Consider the following 16,718-nt stretch of genomic DNA (forward strand, 5'->3'; position numbering starts at 1 on the left):
CGCCGCCGCCGCCGAGGCGGCGGGTGCCCACGGGCGTGCCGGGACCGGGCTCGACGCGGCCCGCGTGGCGCTGGCGCGGGCGGAGGAGGGGCACGCCGCGGCGCGGCGCACCTGCGACGCCGCCGGCGCGGCCCAGGCGGCGGCGGAGCCGATGCTGGAGCGCGCCGCCGCGCTCGACGGGCAGATCGACACCCTGGCCGGCGAGCACCGCACCGCCGCGGCCGAGCACGAGGAGGCGGCCGGCCACCGTCGTGCCAGGGAGGAGGAGCGCGGTGCCCTGGAGGACGCCGCCGCCGCGCTCACCGAGGAGGCCGGGCGGCTGGCGCAGTGGCTGGCCCGCCACGCCACCCTCGCCCCGGTGGCCGAGCAGTGGGGGCGCTGGGAGGCGGTGCTGTCGCGCTACGCCCAGGCCCAGGGCGTGCTGGGCGATGGCGCCTCGGGACTGGCCGCGCTGGCCGGCACGGTGGCCGACCTGGACGCCGAGGTGGCGGAGCGGACGCGGGCGCGCGATGGCGCCCGCGACGCCCGGGACGACGCCGCGGCCGACCTCGCCGCGGTCCAGGGCGAGGAGGTGCCGGCCCTGGACGCGGTGAGCCGGCGGCGCGGCACGGCGACGCGCGAGCGCGACGCCCTGTCCGGTCTGTCCGGCCTCGCCGAGGCGGCGGCGCGCCTGGCCGGCGAGGCGGCGGCGGCGGCGGCGGAGCAGGACCAGCAGCGCGCCGCCGCCCGCGAGGAGGACGAGCAGGCCGCCACGGCGAAGGCCGAGCTGGAGCGGCAGCAGGCGGCGCTGGGCGAGGCGGAGGACGCGTTGCACCGCCTGCACCTGGCGCGGCGCGAGGACGTGGCCGGCCTGCGCGCCCATCTCACCCCCGGCGCGCCCTGCCCGGTCTGTGGCGCCGGCGAGCATCCCTGGGCGGAGGCCGGCGGCGCCCTGTCCCGCCTCGCCGACGACCAGTCCGCCCGCGTGGCGGCCCTGCGCGACGCGGTGAACCGTCTGGTCCGGGCCCATGGCGGGCACGAAGCGGCCGGCCGCGCCGCCCGCGACCGCATGGCCGCTCTCGACGAGCGCCGGGCCGCACTGGACGGCGAGCGCGCGACCCTGGCCGGCCGGTGGGCCGAGGCCCTGGCCGGCCGGCCCTTCCCTGCGGACCCCTGGGGGGCCGGCACCGCCGCCGCGGTCGCCGAGCGGCTGGCCGCCGCCGACGCCGAGCTGAGCGCGCTGGCGGCGGCGGAGGCCGCAGCCCTGGACCACGCCCGCCGGCTCGACGGGGCGGTCAAGACGCACCGCGGGCGCGAGGCCGCCTGCACCGCCGCCGGCGCGGCGCTGGACGAGGCCCGCCACCGCCTGGAGCGGGCGCGCAACGCCCACGCCCTGGCGGTGGCGGAGCGCCAGCGGGCGGAGCGCGACGTCGCGGAGTCGCTGGCCGAGCTGGCGGCGCCGTTCGCCGGGGTGGCGCACTGGCAGGACGCGCTGCGCCGCGACGCCGCCGCCTTCCGCACCGGCTACGCCGAGCGCGCCGCCGCCTTCCTGCGCAACCGCGACGCCCTCGCCGCCCGCCAGCGCACCGCCGCGGAGCGCGCCGCGGCGGCGGCGGCCAAGGCGGCCGAGGCGCAGGCCGCCGCCGCCGCCCAGGAGCGCGCCCGGGCTCGCGCCGCGGCCCTGGACGACCGCCTGGCGGGGCTGCGCGCCGAACGGTCGGGGGTGCTCGACGGGCGTCCGGTGCTGGTGGTCAAGCGGGAGCTGGCGGACGCCCGCCAGGCGGCGGACCGGGCGCTGGACGCGGCCGCCCAGGAACGCCAGGGCGCCGCCGCCCGGCTGTCCGCCGCCGAGCAGGAGCGGTCCACCCGCGCCGAAACGGCGCACCGCACCGCGGCGGAGGCGGCCGAGGCGGCGGCGACGCTGGCCGAACGCGCCGCGGCGCGCGGTCTGACCGTCGACGAGGCGCGCGGGCGGCTGGCGCGCGACGACGCCTGGCTGGCCGGCGAGGACCGGGCGCTGGCCGACCTGGACGCCGCCGAACGCGAGGCCGTGGTGCTCTGCGCCGAGCGGCGGCGGCTGCGCGTGGAACACCGCGGCGACCCCGCTGCCGCGGTGGACGGCGATCCGGCCGCGGCGGAGGCGGCGCTGGCCGCCGCCACGGCGGACCTCGACGCCGCGCGTGGGCGCCTGGCGGAACGCGAGGCACGGCTGCGCGGCGACGCGGCGAACCGGGACCTCCGCGCCGGCCTGGACGCGGCGTGGCGGGTCCAGGCGGACCGGCACGGGGTGTGGGCGGCGCTGGCCCAGGTCATCGGCTCCCACAACGGGCAGAAGTTCCGCAACTTCGCCCAGAGCCTCAGCCTCGACGTCCTGCTCGGGCACGCCAACCGCTATCTGGAGGAGCTGGCGCGGCGCTACCGGCTGGAGCGGGTGTCGGGCGCCGACCTGGAGATCCAGGTCGTCGACCGCGAGATGGCCGACGAGCTGCGTGGCGTCCACAGCCTGTCCGGGGGCGAGATGTTCCTGGTGTCGCTGGCCCTGGCGTTGGGGCTGTCGTCCATGGCGGCGGGCGTGGCCGGGTCGCCCGGGGGGATGTCCGCCGGCGGGATCGGCACCCTGTTCATCGACGAGGGGTTCGGCAGCCTCGACCCCGACAGCCTCGACGTCGCCCTGTCGTGCCTGGAGGCGTTGCAGGCGTCGGGCCGGCAGGTCGGGGTGATCAGCCACGTCCCGGCCCTGGTCGACCGCATCGGGGTGCAGGTCCGGGTGACGCCGTCGGGGGGCGGGCGCAGCGGCGTGTCGGTCACCCAGGGCGCGGCGCCCGGTCTGGCCGTGGCCGACGCGCCCTTGCCGTCCGGCAGCGCCGCCGCGTAAGGTCGCGGGCAGCCTCTCCGCTCCACCACCAGGGTTCCGGCATGAAGTACGCCATCGTTCCCGTGACGCCGTTCCAGCAGAACTGCAGCCTGTTGTGGTGCGAGGCCACCATGAGGGCGGCGGTGGTCGACCCCGGGGGCGACGTGGAGCGCATCGTCGCGGCGGTCGCGCGGGCCGGCGTGACCCTGGAGAAGGTCCTGCTCACCCACGGCCATCTCGATCACGTCGGCGGCGTCGCCGAGCTGGCGTCGCGCTTCGGCCTGCCGATCGAGGGCCCGCACGAGGAGGATCGGTTCTGGATCGACGGCCTGCCCATGCAGTGCCAGATGTTCGGCTTCCCGCCGACCCGCGGCTTCACCCCCGACCGCTGGCTGGTCGAGGGCGACACGGTCACCGTCGGCGACGAAACCATGGCCGTGCTCCACTGCCCGGGCCACACGCCCGGCCACGTGGTGTTCCACCACGCCCCGTCGAAGCTGGCGGTGGTCGGCGACGTGCTGTTCCAGGGCTCCGTCGGCCGCACGGACTTCCCCAGGGGCGACCACGCGGCGCTCATCGACGCCATCCGCACCAAGGTCCTGCCGCTGGGCGACGACGTCGCCTTCATTCCCGGCCACGGCCCGATGTCCACCCTGGGCGCGGAACGCCGCCACAACCCCTTCATCGCCGGCTGACGGCGAAGGGGGGTGAAGGCCCGGCCGTCCCTTGTCACCGCCGCGCCGCCACCGGCCGCGGCTATCATGAGGGTCCCGGACCACAGAGGGGCCGCCGCAACGGCGGGAAACCGATGACGTCGCTGTCCCATGCCGCCGAGGCGGTCGCCGCGGCCGTCGCCGCGGACGTGGCCCTCACCCTCACCGGCCACTCCGAGGCGGTGCAGGCGATGGCGCTGGAGGTCTACGACGGACTGATGGAGGAGCTGCTGGTCGGTCGCGGCGTGCCGCGCGCGGAGGCCGCGGCCCTGGCCGCCATGACCGTGCGCACGATCCGGGCCCGCCTCGCCGCCATGGCGTGCGGCGGAGCCCGGCTCGGCCGCGCCTGATCCGGCTCCATCCCACCCGACGGGATGCCGCACTGCGAGTAAGTCGCACTTGCATATGCTCGGTTGACCGGGGCGCCGCCGTCCTGTAGGACGGTCGCGATATGCGAACGCGTCGCATTCACATATCGCGACCGATCCCTCGACCGGAGGCACCGCCCCATGAGTGGAAGCCATACGACCGCCACCGCCGTCCCTGCCGGCACCGCCGCCCCCTGCGCCGCGGCGTCGCTGCTTTGGGAGGATCTGCCCTTCGCCAACCGCTTCGTGGTCTGGGCGATGCGCCTGTGGTTGAGCACGGCCGACGACGACCCCTCCGCCACCCGGCGCGCCGACGTGTTCGACACGGCGGGCGGCGGCGCGGCGGCGGCGCTGCTCGACACGCTGATGGCGACCATCGCCGACGGCGCCGGCCGGGCCATCGCCCTGGCGCCGATCCACTCGCCATGGCTGACCGTCGACGAGGCGCGTCTGGTGGACGCCGTCGCCATCGCCCAGACGCCCGGCGTGGACCCGCTGCTGACGCTGCGGCCGCTGCTGGCGCCGCGCGCCTGCCGGCGGGTGCGCCAGCCGTTGGGCGCCTTCGCCGCCGCCCTCCGCGAGGCCGGCCTGGCGCTGCGGTGCCCCGACCGCGACCTCCAGTCCCGCCGCGCGGCCTCCGCCGGGCCGGTCCTGCGCGCGCCGTCGGGTGCCGCGCCGTGAGCGCGCCGCGCATCGACGGCACCGCCGCCCAGGCCGGGCTGACTCCGGCGGAGCGTCTGGTCGTGTGGGGCGTGCGGACGTGGTTCGCCGGGGCGCGCACCGGCGCCGCCCTGCTGCCCGCGATCGCCGCCGCCTTCCGCCAGGCGATGGCCAGCGCGGTGGTGCCGCCCCTCGACACGGCGATGACGATGCTCGCCGCGGCGGGTGGCGCCGAGCGCCGATTCGCGGCGCACGCGCCGCAGTGCCCGGCCCTGAGCGACGACGAACGGCTTCTGCTGGATCTGCTGGCCCTGCATCAGGCCGGCGAGCCGACGACCGCCCTGTTCCTGACCCGCACCCTGCTGCCGCCGGCCGGCGCCCGCCGGGCCGCCCCGGCGCTGCGGGCGCTGGCGACGGTGTTGCTGGACTGCGGCCTCAAGGTGCCGGACCGCCGCGGCATCCCGGCGGCGGCGGTTCCGTCATGGACGGCGACCCATCGCGCCGCGCCCACGGTGCATTGACCCGCGGCGGCGGCACCGTGTCCATGCGGCGAACTGGACAGGAGAATCATAGCATTTTATAAGCATTGCAACGCAGACGCGGAATGGATGGGAGATCCGGTATGGCCAGGCTTGCGGTGACGCCGCTGAACCAGAACAGCCTCGACAACACCGATACCGACGACATCGCCCCCGGCAGCGCCACCTTCCTTCTCTTCACCAGCGACAAGATCATCCTGCAGGAGACCGCCGGCGGCACCACCTCGGTGAACGCCTACTTCGGCACGTTCAGCGGTACCCAGGACGTCTCCAGCATCACCGGAACGATCAGCCGCATCGAGTACGGCTTCGTCGACAACATCCCGACGGCCACCGTGTCCGAGCTGACGCTGTCCTGGCGCGACCTGTTCTCCGGGTCGTTCAGCGATCAGGACATCTACATCTACAACGACGTCATGTATGGCTGGTCCTACTCCGACCGGCTCGCCGGCAACAGCGGCAACGACACCCTCTATGGTGCGGCGCTCGAGGACGAGCTCTATGGCAACCAGGGCGAGGACGTGCTGTACGGGGGCTCCGGGGCCGACACCCTGTTCGGCGGCCAGGGCAGCGACGCGCTGTTCGGCGACGACAACGAGGACGTGCTCTACGGGCAGATCGCCAGCGATCAGATGAACGGCGGCACCGGCGCCGACACCCTGTTCGGCGGCCAGGGTGCCGACACGCTGAGCGGCGGTGACGGCAACGACTGGCTGTTCGGCAACCGCGACGACGACCTCCTGATCGGCGGCTCCGGCAACGACGTGTTCGTCTTCCACGCCAGCGCCGGCCACGACACGGTGGTCGACTTCAACATGTCCGCCGGCGACCGCATCCAGCTGGTGGGCGGGGGCGACTACACGATCACCAGCAGCGGCGCCGGCGACGCCGTGCTCCAGCTCGCCACGGGCGACACATTGACGCTGAAGGGCGTCGCGTCGGGGCAGATCACCAACGACTGGTTCCTCGCCGGCTGACGCGTGCCTCCGGCGTCGCCGGTGCGCCCGCCGCCGGCGCGTCACGCTTGATCCGCGCGGCGCGGCGCGCTACCACGGGCGCTCGACGCCGCCGTCCAGGATTCCTTGCCGCAGGGTTGCCAGCCGTTGCCGACCGAAGCGCTTCTCCCCGACCTGATCGACAACCCGGTCACGCTCGACACCGCCCGCTACGCGGCGATCCTCGGCCTGACCCCGTCGCAGGGGGCGCGGTCGCCCTTGCTGTGGAACGCGGCGTTCGCGGCGGGCGGCGTGGACGCCCGCATGGTGCCGATGGACGTCCGGGGCGACCGCCTGGCCACGGTGGTCGCCGCGTTGAAGGCGGATGCGCGGTTCCTGGGTGGTGCGGTGACCATGCCCCACAAGCAGGCGATCGTGCCGCTCCTCGACCGTGTCGAGCCGGAGGCGGCGGCCATCGGCGCGGTGAACGCCCTGTACCGCGACGGCGACGCGCTGGTCGGCGCCAACACCGACGGTGCCGGTGCGCTGGCCCAGCTCGAGGAGATGATCGGCGGCGGGCTGTCCCGGGCGCGGGTGCTGCTGCTCGGCACCGGCGGCGCCGGTGCCGCCGTGGCCGCCTTCCTGGCCGGCCGGGTGGCGTCGCTCACCCTCGCCAACCGCACCGCGGCGCGGGCCGAGGCGTTGGCGGTCGTCCTCGGGCATGGCGTCGCCGTTGCCGGCTGGCCGGTCGACGGCTCGGCGCTGGCCGCCACCGACGTGCTGATCAACGCCAGCACCGTCGGCTTCGCCAACGGCCCGGCCGGCAGCCCGCTGGGCGCCGACACGCCGGCGCTGCTGGCCTGCATGCCGGCCGGCGGGCTGGTCTACGACATCATCTACCAGCCGGCGGAGACGGTGCTCCTGTCGGCGGCGCGCGGGCGCGGCCTGGCGGCGGCCAACGGCGTGGGCATGAACCTGGACCAGGCGGTCATCGCCTTCGCCAAGGCCTGCCCGTGCGGGCCGGACCGGGCGGCCCTGCGCGCCATCATGGCGGAGGCGGCGCGGTGACCATGGTGCGGCCCCCGGTCAGGACCATCCTGGTGTGCACCGCCGCGGCGCTGGCCGACCTCGCCGCCCTGCCGGGCTGGGCCGACAGGTTCGACGAGACGCTGGTCGGCGACGACGTCGATCTGGCCGGGCGCTACGACGTGCTGGTGCCGATCGACGACCCGCGGCGCCCGGTGTTCGCCGCGGGCGGGGCGCGGGTCGGGTTCGTGTGCACCGAGCTGGCGGCGCTCGAGGCGGCGATGCGCCACCGCCCGGCCGGGGACGTGGTCTTCATGCCGTCGCCGCTGGCCCGCCTCGACCTGCTGGTGCGCGACCGTCGGACGCTGCGGGCGGCGCGGCCCCTGCGCCGGGGCGCGGTCCTGGCGGCCGGTGACCTGGCGGAGGAGTTGGGCGGCACCGGGGTCGGCGCCGCCTTCGCCGATCGCCTGATCGGGCGGTCCGCCCTCTACGACCTCGCCGCCGGCGCCCCGCTCGACTTCGGCGTGGTCGGCTAAGAGGCAGGGCCATCGCCGCCGCCGCGCCGCCGCCCGGCTGATCACCGGCCGGGCCCCCGGGGCCGGGGCCGCCGTCCGGACCGCCCCGGGCGCCTCCGGCTTCCCATCCGCGCCCCGACACCGGGCTGGCGGGCGCCGCGCCCCCCCCTGGCACGACGCCGCCGCGCGTCCTCCCGGCACGCCGCCCCCTGCTTTGCTGGCGACTCAAACAATATCGACGAAATTTCATTTCAACGCGTAAGTAATGATGTATCGCTAAAGTGTGCATGTGCAAAACGCGCCGCGATATCAAGCGACTCCTGCAAACGGCAATTGATATCGCGCTGATGTCCCCGCTGCATTTTGAGCATGATCGATTCCATGGCAGCATTGTCCTGGAAGGGTAAGCGCTAGACAGGGATGCGGTATTCCGCACACTGGAAAATCACTACGAAAACTTCGGATTCGCCTAAAACAGAAAACCCTTGTTAACATTTAGGATGGTAGGGTCCGCTGGATTTCAATTCGTCGAGGCCCCGAACATGGAGTCAAACCGCTCCCTGCGCTGTGCGCCCGCGGCCAGCGTCGGCCGCTCCGTCCGCAGTCGCTGGACCCGTGGCGTCCGCTGCGCCGCCCTTGTGGCGGCGGTTCTCGCCGCGCCGGCCCAAGCCGGGGCGACCGAAGCCGGGGCGATCGGAGACGATCTGATCGCCGAGTTCCGTGCGATCGTCGCCAAGCCCGTCGTGCTGATTGCGGTGCGCGCCCAGAACGAGCGCCACGCGGCGCTCGACCAGGCGGCGATCGACGCCCTGGACCAGCGCTGGCGGGCCGAGACCAAGGCCGCGGAGCAGCCGCTGATCGCGCAGCTCATGGGCAGCCCGCTGTCCAACTACCTGATCAAGGTGAAGGCGGAGTCCCTCGGGCTGATCACCGAAACCTTCGTGGCCGACAACCGTGGCCTGAACGTCGGCCAGAGCAGCGTCACCTCCGACTACTGGCAGGGCGACGAGGCGAAGTTCCAGAAGACCTTCCTGGTTGGGCCGGACGCCGTGAACCGCGCGGAGGTCGAGGTTGACGAGGCGACCGGCACCCGTCGCCAGCAGGTCGACCTGACGGTCGTCGACCCCGACACCGGCGCGCCGATCGGCGCCGTGACCTTCGAGGTCGACCTGGACGAACTGGCGGAGCGCCGGGCGGCGCGGGCCAAGAGCTGACGGGACCGGGTGCGAACGTGGGCAAACGAGAAACGAACGAGGGCGCGGAGGCCACGATGTTCAAGCGGATCAACGATCTGAAGATCGCCACGAAGGTGATCGGCGGGGTTATGGCGGTGCTGTTGACGACCGCCGGGATGGGCGCGGTCTCCTTCACCCAGGTGACCGTCATCGACGACAGTGTCGCCGCCACCGCGATCGGGTACCAGGTCGTCGACGAGTCCGACCGGCTGGTCGCCGCGTTGGCGCACCAGCAGGTGGCGTTGCGCGGCTTCCTGCTGAGCGGCGATCCGCGCTACCTCGAGCCCTACCGCGAGGCCCAGGGCCGCACCGGCGAGACGCTGGGGCGCCTGCAATCGCTCGTCGCCGGCGACGCGCAGCAGAAGGCCCGCCTCGACGACATCGCCGCACGGATGGCGCGCTGGGACACCGAACTGGTCCAGCGGCAGATCGCGCTGATGCGCCATCCCGACACCGTCAACGAGGCCCGGATGCTGGAGGCCGTGGGGGCCAGCGACACCCACACCGACCCGATCCGTGCCGCGGCGGGGGAGATCGCCGCGGCCGAGAAGATCAAGCTGGCCCTCCTCGACGAGGCGGAGCAGGCGGCGTTCTCCACCACCTACGTCGCCGTCGGCGCCGGTGTCGGCGTGGTGCTGCTACTTGGCCTGGTGATCGCCGTCCTGGCGAAGCAGCTGATCGCGCGGCCCATCGTCGACATGACCGAGCGCATGCGCCGCCTCGCCGACGGTGACCGGGCGGTCGAGGTGGTCGGCCTGGACCGCAAGGACGAGATCGGGGCGATGGCCCACGCCGTGGAGGTCTTCAAGCAGAACGCCATCCGCGCCGAGCGGCTCGCCGCCGAGCAGGTCGCCGAGCACGCCGCCGCGGCCAAGCGCGCGACGACGCTGGACGCCCTGGTGCGGAACTTCGAGGCCACCGTCCAGGGCATCCTCGGCAACGTCGGCAGCGCCGCCCGCCAACTCGACGGCACCGCGCACGAGATGGCCAGCATCGCCGACCAGACCAGCCGCCAGGCGACCGCTTCGGCCTGCGCCGCCCAGCAGACCTCGGCCAACGTCCAGACCGTGTCGACGGCGACGGAGGAGATGTCGAGCACGCTGCAGGAGATCGCCGCCCAGGTCTCCCGGTCCACCGACATCGCCCGCCGCGCCGTGCGCGAGGCCGAGGCGACCAACGCCTCCGTCGGTGCGCTGAACGAGTCCGCCCAGAAGATCGGCGAGGTGGTCGCCCTCATCAACTCGATCGCCAGCCAGACCAACCTTCTGGCGCTGAACGCCACGATCGAGGCGGCGCGCGCCGGCGAGGCCGGCAAGGGCTTCGCCGTGGTCGCCCAGGAGGTCAAGAGCCTGGCCAACCAGACCGCCAAGGCGACCGAGGAGATCGCCGCCCAGGTGTCGGCCATGCAGCAGTCGACGGGCGGCGTGGTGGAGGCGATCCACAGCATCGGCCGCACCATCACCGACATCGACGAGGTGGCGACCGCCATCGCCGGTGCCGTCGAGGAGCAGACCGCGGCCACCCAGGAGATTGCCCGCAGCGTCCACCAGGCCGCGCAGGGCACCGAGGAGGTCTCGCAGAACGTGGGCGCGGTGACCCAGGCCGCCGGCCACGCCGGCGACGCCGCCAAGCAGGTGCTGGACGCCGCCGAAGGGCTGAGCCGCCAGTCCGACGAGCTGCGCCAGGAGGTGCAGACCTTCCTGCACGGCATTCTCGCCGCCTGATCCCGGTGTCCTAACCCCGCCGGGCGACCCGCACCGCGCCCGGCCTCACCGCCCGGGGTGATGCGGGCGCCCCCGGCAGGTCGTCGGAGGCGTCTCGGTCGGGCGGGGCAGGGCGTTCGGCGATGCCCCACCGGGGCCCGTGCCGGCCGCGCCCGGCCTCCCCATCTCGGGTCTTCCGATCATGGAGACCCGCATGCAGACGCATTCCGATTCGCCCCGTGCCGGCCATCCCTCCGCGGCGGTCGCCCCGGCGGGCGACGAGGTGGCCGACCGCCTGGCCGCCCACCTCGCCGGACTGCCCCACGACCTGCGCGACGCCGCCCTCGTCGGCTACCGCCGGGTGACGCTGGCACTGCTGGCGCGGCGCGGCATGGCCGAGGCCGCCGCCGCGGCCGTGGTCGACCGGGTCGACGCCCGAATCCGCCAGCGCCTCGGCGCCATCGAGCGGGCCGGCGGCACCACGGCCGGCCGCGCGTAGGGGACCGCTGCCTACCGCAGGGCGGTGGTCTGCCGCTCGGCCCGCGGGCCGAGGATCAGGGTCGCCTCGGGAATGAGGTCGGCCTCGATCTCCAGCCCCGACAGCCCGTAGCCGGACTCCCGCTCCGCCGCGTATTCGGTGTCGGCCGCCGCCAGCATGATGTCGACGAGGCGGCGCTCCAGGATGCCCCAGACGCCGTCGGTGGCGGCGACGCGGGCCAGCAGGGCGGCGCGCTCCTCGGCGCTCAGGCGCCGCTCGAAATCGAGGTCCAGCGTCACGGCGGGCAACGGGCCCAGGCCGACGCCGATGGTGTTCACGGAGAAGCCGGCATCCTCCACCAGGGCTTCGAAGGCGTCGGCGTCCTCGACAAGCCGCTTGGCGAGCCGGTCGACGTCGGCCACCACGATGCGCTCGCCCGCCTCCGTCCACTGGACGAGCCACGCCGTCCAGTCGGCGACCGGCTGCCACAGGACGGCGACCCAGCCCATCGGTGCCGGTGGCGCCGGCGCGGCGGTGGGTGCGGCGGTGATGGGTGCGGTGGTGGGGGCGGGGGCGGGCGCGGCCTCCTGGGCCGCCGCCGGGCCTGCGGCGAGGCCCAGGGCGGCCAGGTTGACGACGGTGGCGACCGCGGTCGCGCGCAGGATACGACGCATGGGGGGCTCCTTCCGTTCGGCGATGCCTGGCATGCTATGGAAGCAACCGAGCCCTGACAGGGGGAATGTCACTCGCTGGCCAACTCGGCGCCGGTGCGGCGGAAGTCCACGGCGATGACCCGGGTGCGGGCGAACAGGGCGTCGCGCCCCGCGGCGGTCAGGCGGCACACCAGCCAGTCCGGCTTCAACGGGTTGGCGAACCAGTGCTCCGCCCAGCCCTGACGCAGGCAGGCGCGGACCAGCCGCGCGCCGACCCGCTGCCCGTCCTCATCGAACAGGGGCAGCTTGCCGCCGGGCTGGTCAAGGCCGCGGCGCAGCCACGCCGCCTCGCCGTCGGAGGGGGTGCGGCGGCTTGCGCGGCGGGGCGTCGTCGGCATCGGCGGCTCGGCGTGGCTGTGGCAAAGTCGGGGCAGTCTAGAGACAATCCGTGGCGTTTGCATTACCCCGGGGGACGGGATGAGCGACCAGGGCATCGTCATCGTCTACATGACCGCCGGCTCGCACCAGGAGGCCGAGGCCATCGGCCGCACCCTGGTGGAGGAGCGGCTGGCGGCCTGCGTGAACATCCTCGGCCCGATGACGGCGATCTACCGCTGGGACGGCGCGGTGGAGACGGCGGCGGAGGTGGCGTTCATCGCCAAGACCGCGACCGACCTCTTCGAGGGTCTGGCGGCGCGGGTGCGCACGCTGCACAGCTACGACGTGCCCTGCATCGTCGCCTGGCCGGCCGGGCGCGGCGATCCCGCCTATCTTGGCTGGCTGCGCGACGCGGTCTCCTGAGGGGGCGGCCGGCGCGGCATGCCCGCCATGCGGCGACCGCAATGGACCCTTTGTCGCACCGCGTGAGATCGTCGTCGTCTCCAGTGCCGCACGGAGCCGCTCGATGACCGACACGTCCGCCCGCCTCGCGGTGGGATTCGCCTGGGTCGGGCACACCCTGATGCACGTCGTCACCGGGCTGTTCATGACCGTGGTGCTGGTGCTCGAGCGGGAATGGTCGCTTCCCTACGACGACCTGATCCGGCTGTGGACCCTGGGGGCGCTGCTGATCGGCTTGGCCGCGCCTTTGGCGGGCTGGCTGGGCGACCGCTGGAGCGACTCGCGGATGATGGCGATCTTCTTCCTGGTCACCGGGGTCGGCGCGGTCGCCGCGGGGCTGGCCGACGGGCCGGACGCCCTGTGGGTCGCCCTGGCGGTGATGGGGCTGGGGGCGTCGATCTACCATCCCATCGGCATGTCCTGGATCGTCAAGAACGCCGCCAACCGTGGCAGCGCGCTGGGCTACCTCGGCCTTTTCGGCACCGTCGGCGTCGCCCTGGCGGCGGTGGTCGCCGGCGGGCTGACCGAGCTGTGGAGCTGGCGCGCGGCGTTCATCCTGCCCGGCGCGGCCAGCCTGGCGCTGGGCGTTGCGCTGGCGGCGTGCATCGCCGCCGGGCTGGTGGTCGACCGCCATGGCGACGTGGCGCCGCAGCCCGCACCCCGGCGCGGCGACGCCATGCGGGCCTTCCTCGTGCTGTCGGTGACGATGGTGTGCGCCGGCCTGATGTTCAGCGCCATGCAGGTGGTGCTGCCCAAGCTGTTCGAGGACCGGCTGTCCGGGCTGGTGGGGGAGGGCACGCTGGGGATCGGCGGTCTGGTCACCGCGGTCTACCTGACGGCGGCCATCCCGCAGCTGATCGGAGGCCATCTCGCCGACCGCTACCCGGTCAAGCGCATCTACCTGCTGTGCCTGCTGGCCCAGGTGCCGCTGATGGCGGCGCTGGCGGTGCTCGCCGGGGTTCCGCTGGTGGGCGCCGCGGCGCTGGTGGTGATCGCCTCCCAGGTGCAGATCCCGGCGGAGAGCATGCTGCTCGCCCGCTTCACCCCGGACCGTCACCGCGGGCTCGCGTTCGGCGCCAAGTTCATCCTGTCCTTCGGCGCCGGGCCCGTCGCGATCCAAATGGTGGCCTACGCCTACGAGCGGTTCGCCGGGTTCCAGATGCTGTACGCCACCTTGTCGCTGCTGGTCGGCGTCGCTTTCCTGGCGGCGCTGCTGCTGCCGGGCGAGCGCGCCGCCGACGGCGCGCCGGTGCCGGTCGGCGCGGCGGCGGCCGGCGGCGGCGACTGAGCCGCCGCCTCCGGTTTCGCTGGAGGCGGCGTGGCCGCTGCGCTAGACAGCGTCCATGGTTTCCCTTCGCGACGCCCTGGCCACCGCCGTCGGCCACCACCAGGCCGGCCGGCTGGCCGAGGCGGAAGGGCTCTACCGCGCCGTGCTGCGGGCCCGGGCGGACCACGCCGACGCCCTGCACCTGCTGGGCGCGCTGGAATGCCAGCGCGGCCACCCCGCCGGCGGTGCCGCCCTGGTGCGCCGCGCCCTGGCGCTGACCCCCGGGGACGGTGATTTCCTGAACGACCTTGCGCTGGCGCTGCGCGCCGTGGGCGCCACCGACGCCGCCGCCCGCGCCTTCGCCCGGGCGCTGGCGGTCGACCCGGCGCTGGCCGAGGCGGCGTACAATCTCGGCAATCTGCACCTCGCCGCCGGCGAGGCGGCGGCGGCGGCGGCCCGCTACCACCAGGCGGTGACCCACCGCGCCGCCTTTCCCGACGCCTGGAACAACCTCGGCACCGCGCTGCTGGCGCTGGGCCGGCGCGCCGACGCGGCCGTGTGCTTCGCCAACGCCAGCACGCTCGCGCCATTGCGCGCCGACGCCCGCATCAACCGCGCCAACGCCGAGGCCGCGCTGGGCCGTCCCGACGCCGCGCGCCGCCTCTACGCCCAGGCCCTGGCGCTGGAGCCCGGTCTCGCCGACGCTCTGCACAACGGCGCGGTCGCCGCTCTGGCCGCCGCCGGGATGGACCAGGCGGTGGTCGCCGGCCGGCCCCTCGACCTGGCCGGCGTCGCCCGCGGGCTTGCCGGGTTGCGCCGCGCGCTGCGGGTCGACCGGCGCCACGCGGCGGCCGGCGAGGCGCTGATCGGGGCCGCCCTCAAGCTGCTCCAGGCCGGCCACGCCGACGACGCGGCGGTCGCCGCGGCCGCCCGCGCCGCACCGGCGGCGCTGCGCCGCGACCCGCGCGACAGCCGCGCCGCCGCGGCCATCGCCTACCATCTCTACCGGCGGGGGCGCTGCGACCGGGCGGCCCGCCTGATGCGCCGCTTCGCCCGGCGCTTCACCCCGGCGGAGCGCGCCGAGGATTTCGAGCTGCGGACCTGGTCGCTGGTGCGCCCCGAGCCGGACATCATCGCGTCGCTGCCGCCGGCCGATGACCGTCTGGCGCAGTTCGCGGCGGCGGAGTGGGTCTTCGAGGCGCCGGCGGGGGCGGGCCCGCTGCTGTTCGTCGCCTGCGACGACGGCTATTTCCGGCGCTTCGCGGGGGCGCTGCTGGACTCGGTGGCGGCCCATGGCGCCGCTGCGGTGCACGTCCACGTCATCGACCCCTCGCCCGCCACCGACGCCGCCCTGGCCGGCTGGCGCGCCCGCCTGCCGCTGGGGTACAGCCGCGAGCGGGTCGACTTCGCCGGCTGGGACCGCCACCGCCGCACCACCTATTACGCGTGCATCCGCTTCCTGCGCCTGCACCAACTGGTCGGCCGAAGCGGCCGGGCGGTGGTGCAGGTCGACGCCGACGCCGTCCTGCGCGCCGACCTGGCCGGCCTCGCCCCCGTCCTGGCGGGCTGCGACGTCGGCCTGCTGCGCGACGGCCGCCGGCGCGGCCCGACCCGGGAGATCGTGGTGTGCTTCGTGTGGGTGCAGCCGACCGGAGGCGGGCGGGCGTGGCTGGAGCGCACGGCGGCCTATGTGGCGGCCTATCTGCGCGACGGCCGGGGATACTGGATGCTCGACCAGGCGGCGCCGTTCTGCGTCCTCGATGCGGCGGCGCGGTGTGGCGGCGGTCCGGCGGTGCACTGGTTCGACTGGCTGGACTTTCCCTGGGTCCGCTTCATCGGCGAAAAATAGGCGGGGGGGGGGGGCCGGAACCCGGCCGCCGCCGCCCGCGGGGTCACGCGCCGCCGGCCGGCGCCTCGGAGGTCGAGGAGGCGCGCCACAGGTCGATGCCGCTGTCGACGGCGTGGGTGTCGATCTCGCGCAGCTCCTCGTCGGTGAACGCCGTCACCTTCAGGGCGTCGAGGGAGTCGTCGAGCTGCTGGACCGTGCGCGCGCCGATCAGCGCCGTGGTCACCTGGGGATGGCGCAGCACCCAGGCGATGGCCATCTGCGCCAGGGTCTGGCCGCGCCGCCGGGCGATGGCGTCGAGCGCCCGGATGTGCTCCAGGTTCTCCGGCGTGAGGAAATGGTCCTTGAAGGTGCGGCCCTTGGTCACGCGGGCGTCGGCGGGGATGCCGTTCAGATACTTCGAGGTCAGCAGGCCCTGGGCCATCGGCGAGAAGGCGATGCAGCCGATTCCCAGCTCGCCCAGGGTGTCGAGCAGCCCGTTCTCCACCCAGCGGTTCAGCATGGAGTAGGAGGGCTGGTGGATCAGGCAGGGCGTGCCGAGGTCCTTCAGGATGGCCGCGGCGCGACGGGTCATCTCGGGCGAATAGGAGGAGATGCCGGCGTAGAGCGCCTTGCCCTGACGCACCGCGTGGTCCAGTGCCCCCATGGTTTCCTCGAGCGGCGTGCGCGGGTCGACCCGGTGGGAATAGAAGATGTCGACGTACTCCAGCCCCATGCGCGTCAGGCTCTGGTCCAGGCTGGCGGTGAGGTACTTGCGCGAGCCCCAGTTGCCGTAGGGGCCGGGCCACATGTCGTAGCCCGCCTTGGTGGAGATGATCAGCTCGTCGCGGTGGGCGCGGAAGTCGGTGGCGAGGATCTTGCCGAAGTTCTCCTCGGACGAGCCGGGGGGAGGGCCGTAGTTGTTGGCGAGGTCGAAATGGGTGACGCCGCGGTCGAAGGCGCGGCGCAGCACGGCGCGGCCGGTCTCGAACACGTCGGTGCCGCCGAAGTTCTGCCACAGGCCGAGCGAGATCGCCGGCAGGTCGAGGCCGCTGCGCCCGCAGCGGCGGTAGGTCATGCGCTCGTAGCGGGCGGAATCGGCCAGATAGGCGTTGGTCATGGTCTTCC

Annotated in this window: 18 protein-coding genes; 14 read left to right on the top strand and 4 right to left on the bottom strand. The window is 74.6% G+C overall.

Features of this window, described 5'->3' with window-relative positions; genetic code table 11:
• From AC6H2I_RS03975 to AC6H2I_RS04010, 8 genes are all read left to right on the top strand, one after another.
• The coding region (locus AC6H2I_RS03975; RefSeq protein WP_497499276.1) for an AAA family ATPase at positions 1-2,854 on the top strand (2,854 nt) is incomplete at its 5' end.
• 41 nt (positions 2,855-2,895) lie between these two features.
• Entirely contained in the window at positions 2,896-3,528 is a 633-nt protein-coding gene (locus AC6H2I_RS03980) for an MBL fold metallo-hydrolase (RefSeq protein ID WP_497499277.1), read from the top strand.
• A 113-nt stretch (positions 3,529-3,641) separates the two neighbouring features.
• On the top strand, positions 3,642-3,896 hold the full coding sequence (locus AC6H2I_RS03985; protein ID WP_497499278.1) for a hypothetical protein: 255 nt from the start codon (positions 3,642-3,644) through the stop codon (positions 3,894-3,896).
• Positions 3,897-4,055: 159 nt separating this feature from the next.
• Complete coding sequence (locus AC6H2I_RS03990) at positions 4,056-4,595, top strand: hypothetical protein (protein ID WP_497499279.1); 540 nt, start codon at positions 4,056-4,058, stop codon at positions 4,593-4,595.
• Positions 4,592-5,095, top strand: a complete 504-nt coding sequence (locus tag AC6H2I_RS03995) for a hypothetical protein (RefSeq protein ID WP_497499280.1) — start codon at positions 4,592-4,594, stop codon at positions 5,093-5,095. Before AC6H2I_RS03990 ends, AC6H2I_RS03995 begins: the two co-directional genes overlap by 4 nt.
• Before the next feature lie 101 nt (positions 5,096-5,196).
• Positions 5,197-6,090: a calcium-binding protein gene (locus AC6H2I_RS04000; protein WP_497499281.1), complete on the top strand. Its 894-nt coding sequence runs from the start codon at positions 5,197-5,199 to the stop codon at positions 6,088-6,090.
• Between the two features lie 126 nt (positions 6,091-6,216).
• Entirely contained in the window at positions 6,217-7,116 is a 900-nt protein-coding gene (locus tag AC6H2I_RS04005) for a shikimate dehydrogenase family protein (protein ID WP_497499282.1), read from the top strand.
• Positions 7,113-7,610 (top strand): hypothetical protein, encoded by a 498-nt coding sequence (locus AC6H2I_RS04010; RefSeq protein WP_497499283.1) that lies wholly within the window; start codon positions 7,113-7,115, stop codon positions 7,608-7,610. Before AC6H2I_RS04005 ends, AC6H2I_RS04010 begins: the two co-directional genes overlap by 4 nt.
• 230 nt (positions 7,611-7,840) lie before the next feature.
• Here AC6H2I_RS04010 and AC6H2I_RS04015 read toward each other — a convergent pair whose 3' ends face one another.
• On the bottom strand, positions 7,841-7,972 hold the full coding sequence (locus AC6H2I_RS04015) for a hypothetical protein (protein WP_497499284.1): 132 nt from the start codon (positions 7,970-7,972) through the stop codon (positions 7,841-7,843).
• Positions 7,973-8,131: 159 nt separating this feature from the next.
• Between AC6H2I_RS04015 and AC6H2I_RS04020 the strand changes: the two genes are divergently transcribed.
• The 3 genes from AC6H2I_RS04020 (at position 8,132) to AC6H2I_RS04030 (ending at position 11,026) form a co-directional block, all read left to right on the top strand.
• On the top strand, positions 8,132-8,803 hold the full coding sequence (locus tag AC6H2I_RS04020) for a hypothetical protein (protein ID WP_497499285.1): 672 nt from the start codon (positions 8,132-8,134) through the stop codon (positions 8,801-8,803).
• A 56-nt stretch (positions 8,804-8,859) separates the two neighbouring features.
• Complete coding sequence (locus tag AC6H2I_RS04025; protein WP_497499286.1) at positions 8,860-10,548, top strand: methyl-accepting chemotaxis protein; 1,689 nt, start codon at positions 8,860-8,862, stop codon at positions 10,546-10,548.
• A 193-nt stretch (positions 10,549-10,741) separates the two neighbouring features.
• On the top strand, positions 10,742-11,026 hold the full coding sequence (locus AC6H2I_RS04030) for a hypothetical protein (protein WP_497499287.1): 285 nt from the start codon (positions 10,742-10,744) through the stop codon (positions 11,024-11,026).
• Between the two features lie 11 nt (positions 11,027-11,037).
• On the opposite strand, the gene AC6H2I_RS04035 is transcribed toward AC6H2I_RS04030, so the two are convergent.
• Positions 11,038-11,679 (bottom strand): hypothetical protein, encoded by a 642-nt coding sequence (locus AC6H2I_RS04035; protein WP_497499288.1) that lies wholly within the window; start codon positions 11,677-11,679, stop codon positions 11,038-11,040.
• A 68-nt stretch (positions 11,680-11,747) separates the two neighbouring features.
• On the bottom strand, positions 11,748-12,056 hold the full coding sequence (locus tag AC6H2I_RS04040; protein ID WP_497499289.1) for a hypothetical protein: 309 nt from the start codon (positions 12,054-12,056) through the stop codon (positions 11,748-11,750).
• A gap of 79 nt (positions 12,057-12,135) precedes the next feature.
• On the opposite strand from AC6H2I_RS04040, the gene cutA reads away from it, so the two are divergent.
• From cutA to AC6H2I_RS04055, 3 genes are all read left to right on the top strand, one after another.
• Positions 12,136-12,459 (top strand): divalent-cation tolerance protein CutA, encoded by a 324-nt coding sequence (gene cutA / locus AC6H2I_RS04045; RefSeq protein ID WP_497499290.1) that lies wholly within the window; start codon positions 12,136-12,138, stop codon positions 12,457-12,459.
• Between the two features lie 103 nt (positions 12,460-12,562).
• A complete protein-coding gene (locus AC6H2I_RS04050) occupies positions 12,563-13,786 on the top strand; it encodes an MFS transporter (RefSeq protein ID WP_497499291.1) in 1,224 nt (407 codons plus the stop codon).
• Positions 13,787-13,841: 55 nt separating this feature from the next.
• Positions 13,842-15,614, top strand: coding sequence for a tetratricopeptide repeat protein (locus tag AC6H2I_RS04055; protein ID WP_497499292.1), 1,773 nt, complete (start codon positions 13,842-13,844; stop codon positions 15,612-15,614).
• Between the two features lie 43 nt (positions 15,615-15,657).
• On the opposite strand, the gene mgrA is transcribed toward AC6H2I_RS04055, so the two are convergent.
• The gene (mgrA, locus tag AC6H2I_RS04060; RefSeq protein WP_497499293.1) at positions 15,658-16,710 is read right to left on the bottom strand and encodes an L-glyceraldehyde 3-phosphate reductase; all 1,053 of its coding nucleotides are present in this window, start codon (positions 16,708-16,710) and stop codon (positions 15,658-15,660) included.
• Between the last annotated feature and the right edge of the window lie 8 nt (positions 16,711-16,718).

The sequence above is a fragment of the Azospirillum sp. NS33 genome (assembly GCF_059703765.1).

Excerpts from the sequence above, each read along its gene's own strand:
- AC6H2I_RS03980 (WP_497499277.1), top strand. The coding sequence starts at position 2,896 with ATGAAGTACGCCATCGTTCCCGTGACGCCGTTCCAGCAGAACTGCAGC.
- AC6H2I_RS03985 (WP_497499278.1), top strand. The coding sequence starts at position 3,642 with ATGACGTCGCTGTCCCATGCCGCCGAGGCGGTCGCCGCGGCCGTCGCC.
- AC6H2I_RS03990 (WP_497499279.1), top strand. The coding sequence starts at position 4,056 with ATGAGTGGAAGCCATACGACCGCCACCGCCGTCCCTGCCGGCACCGCC.
- AC6H2I_RS04000 (WP_497499281.1), top strand. The coding sequence starts at position 5,197 with ATGGCCAGGCTTGCGGTGACGCCGCTGAACCAGAACAGCCTCGACAAC.
- AC6H2I_RS04015 (WP_497499284.1), bottom strand. The coding sequence starts at position 7,972 with ATGGAATCGATCATGCTCAAAATGCAGCGGGGACATCAGCGCGATATC.
- AC6H2I_RS04020 (WP_497499285.1), top strand. The coding sequence starts at position 8,132 with ATGGAGTCAAACCGCTCCCTGCGCTGTGCGCCCGCGGCCAGCGTCGGC.
- AC6H2I_RS04025 (WP_497499286.1), top strand. The coding sequence starts at position 8,860 with ATGTTCAAGCGGATCAACGATCTGAAGATCGCCACGAAGGTGATCGGC.
- AC6H2I_RS04030 (WP_497499287.1), top strand. The coding sequence starts at position 10,742 with ATGCAGACGCATTCCGATTCGCCCCGTGCCGGCCATCCCTCCGCGGCG.
- AC6H2I_RS04035 (WP_497499288.1), bottom strand. The coding sequence starts at position 11,679 with ATGCGTCGTATCCTGCGCGCGACCGCGGTCGCCACCGTCGTCAACCTG.
- AC6H2I_RS04040 (WP_497499289.1), bottom strand. The coding sequence starts at position 12,056 with ATGCCGACGACGCCCCGCCGCGCAAGCCGCCGCACCCCCTCCGACGGC.
- cutA (WP_497499290.1), top strand. The coding sequence starts at position 12,136 with ATGAGCGACCAGGGCATCGTCATCGTCTACATGACCGCCGGCTCGCAC.
- AC6H2I_RS04050 (WP_497499291.1), top strand. The coding sequence starts at position 12,563 with ATGACCGACACGTCCGCCCGCCTCGCGGTGGGATTCGCCTGGGTCGGG.
- AC6H2I_RS04055 (WP_497499292.1), top strand. The coding sequence starts at position 13,842 with ATGGTTTCCCTTCGCGACGCCCTGGCCACCGCCGTCGGCCACCACCAG.
- mgrA (WP_497499293.1), bottom strand. The coding sequence starts at position 16,710 with ATGACCAACGCCTATCTGGCCGATTCCGCCCGCTACGAGCGCATGACC.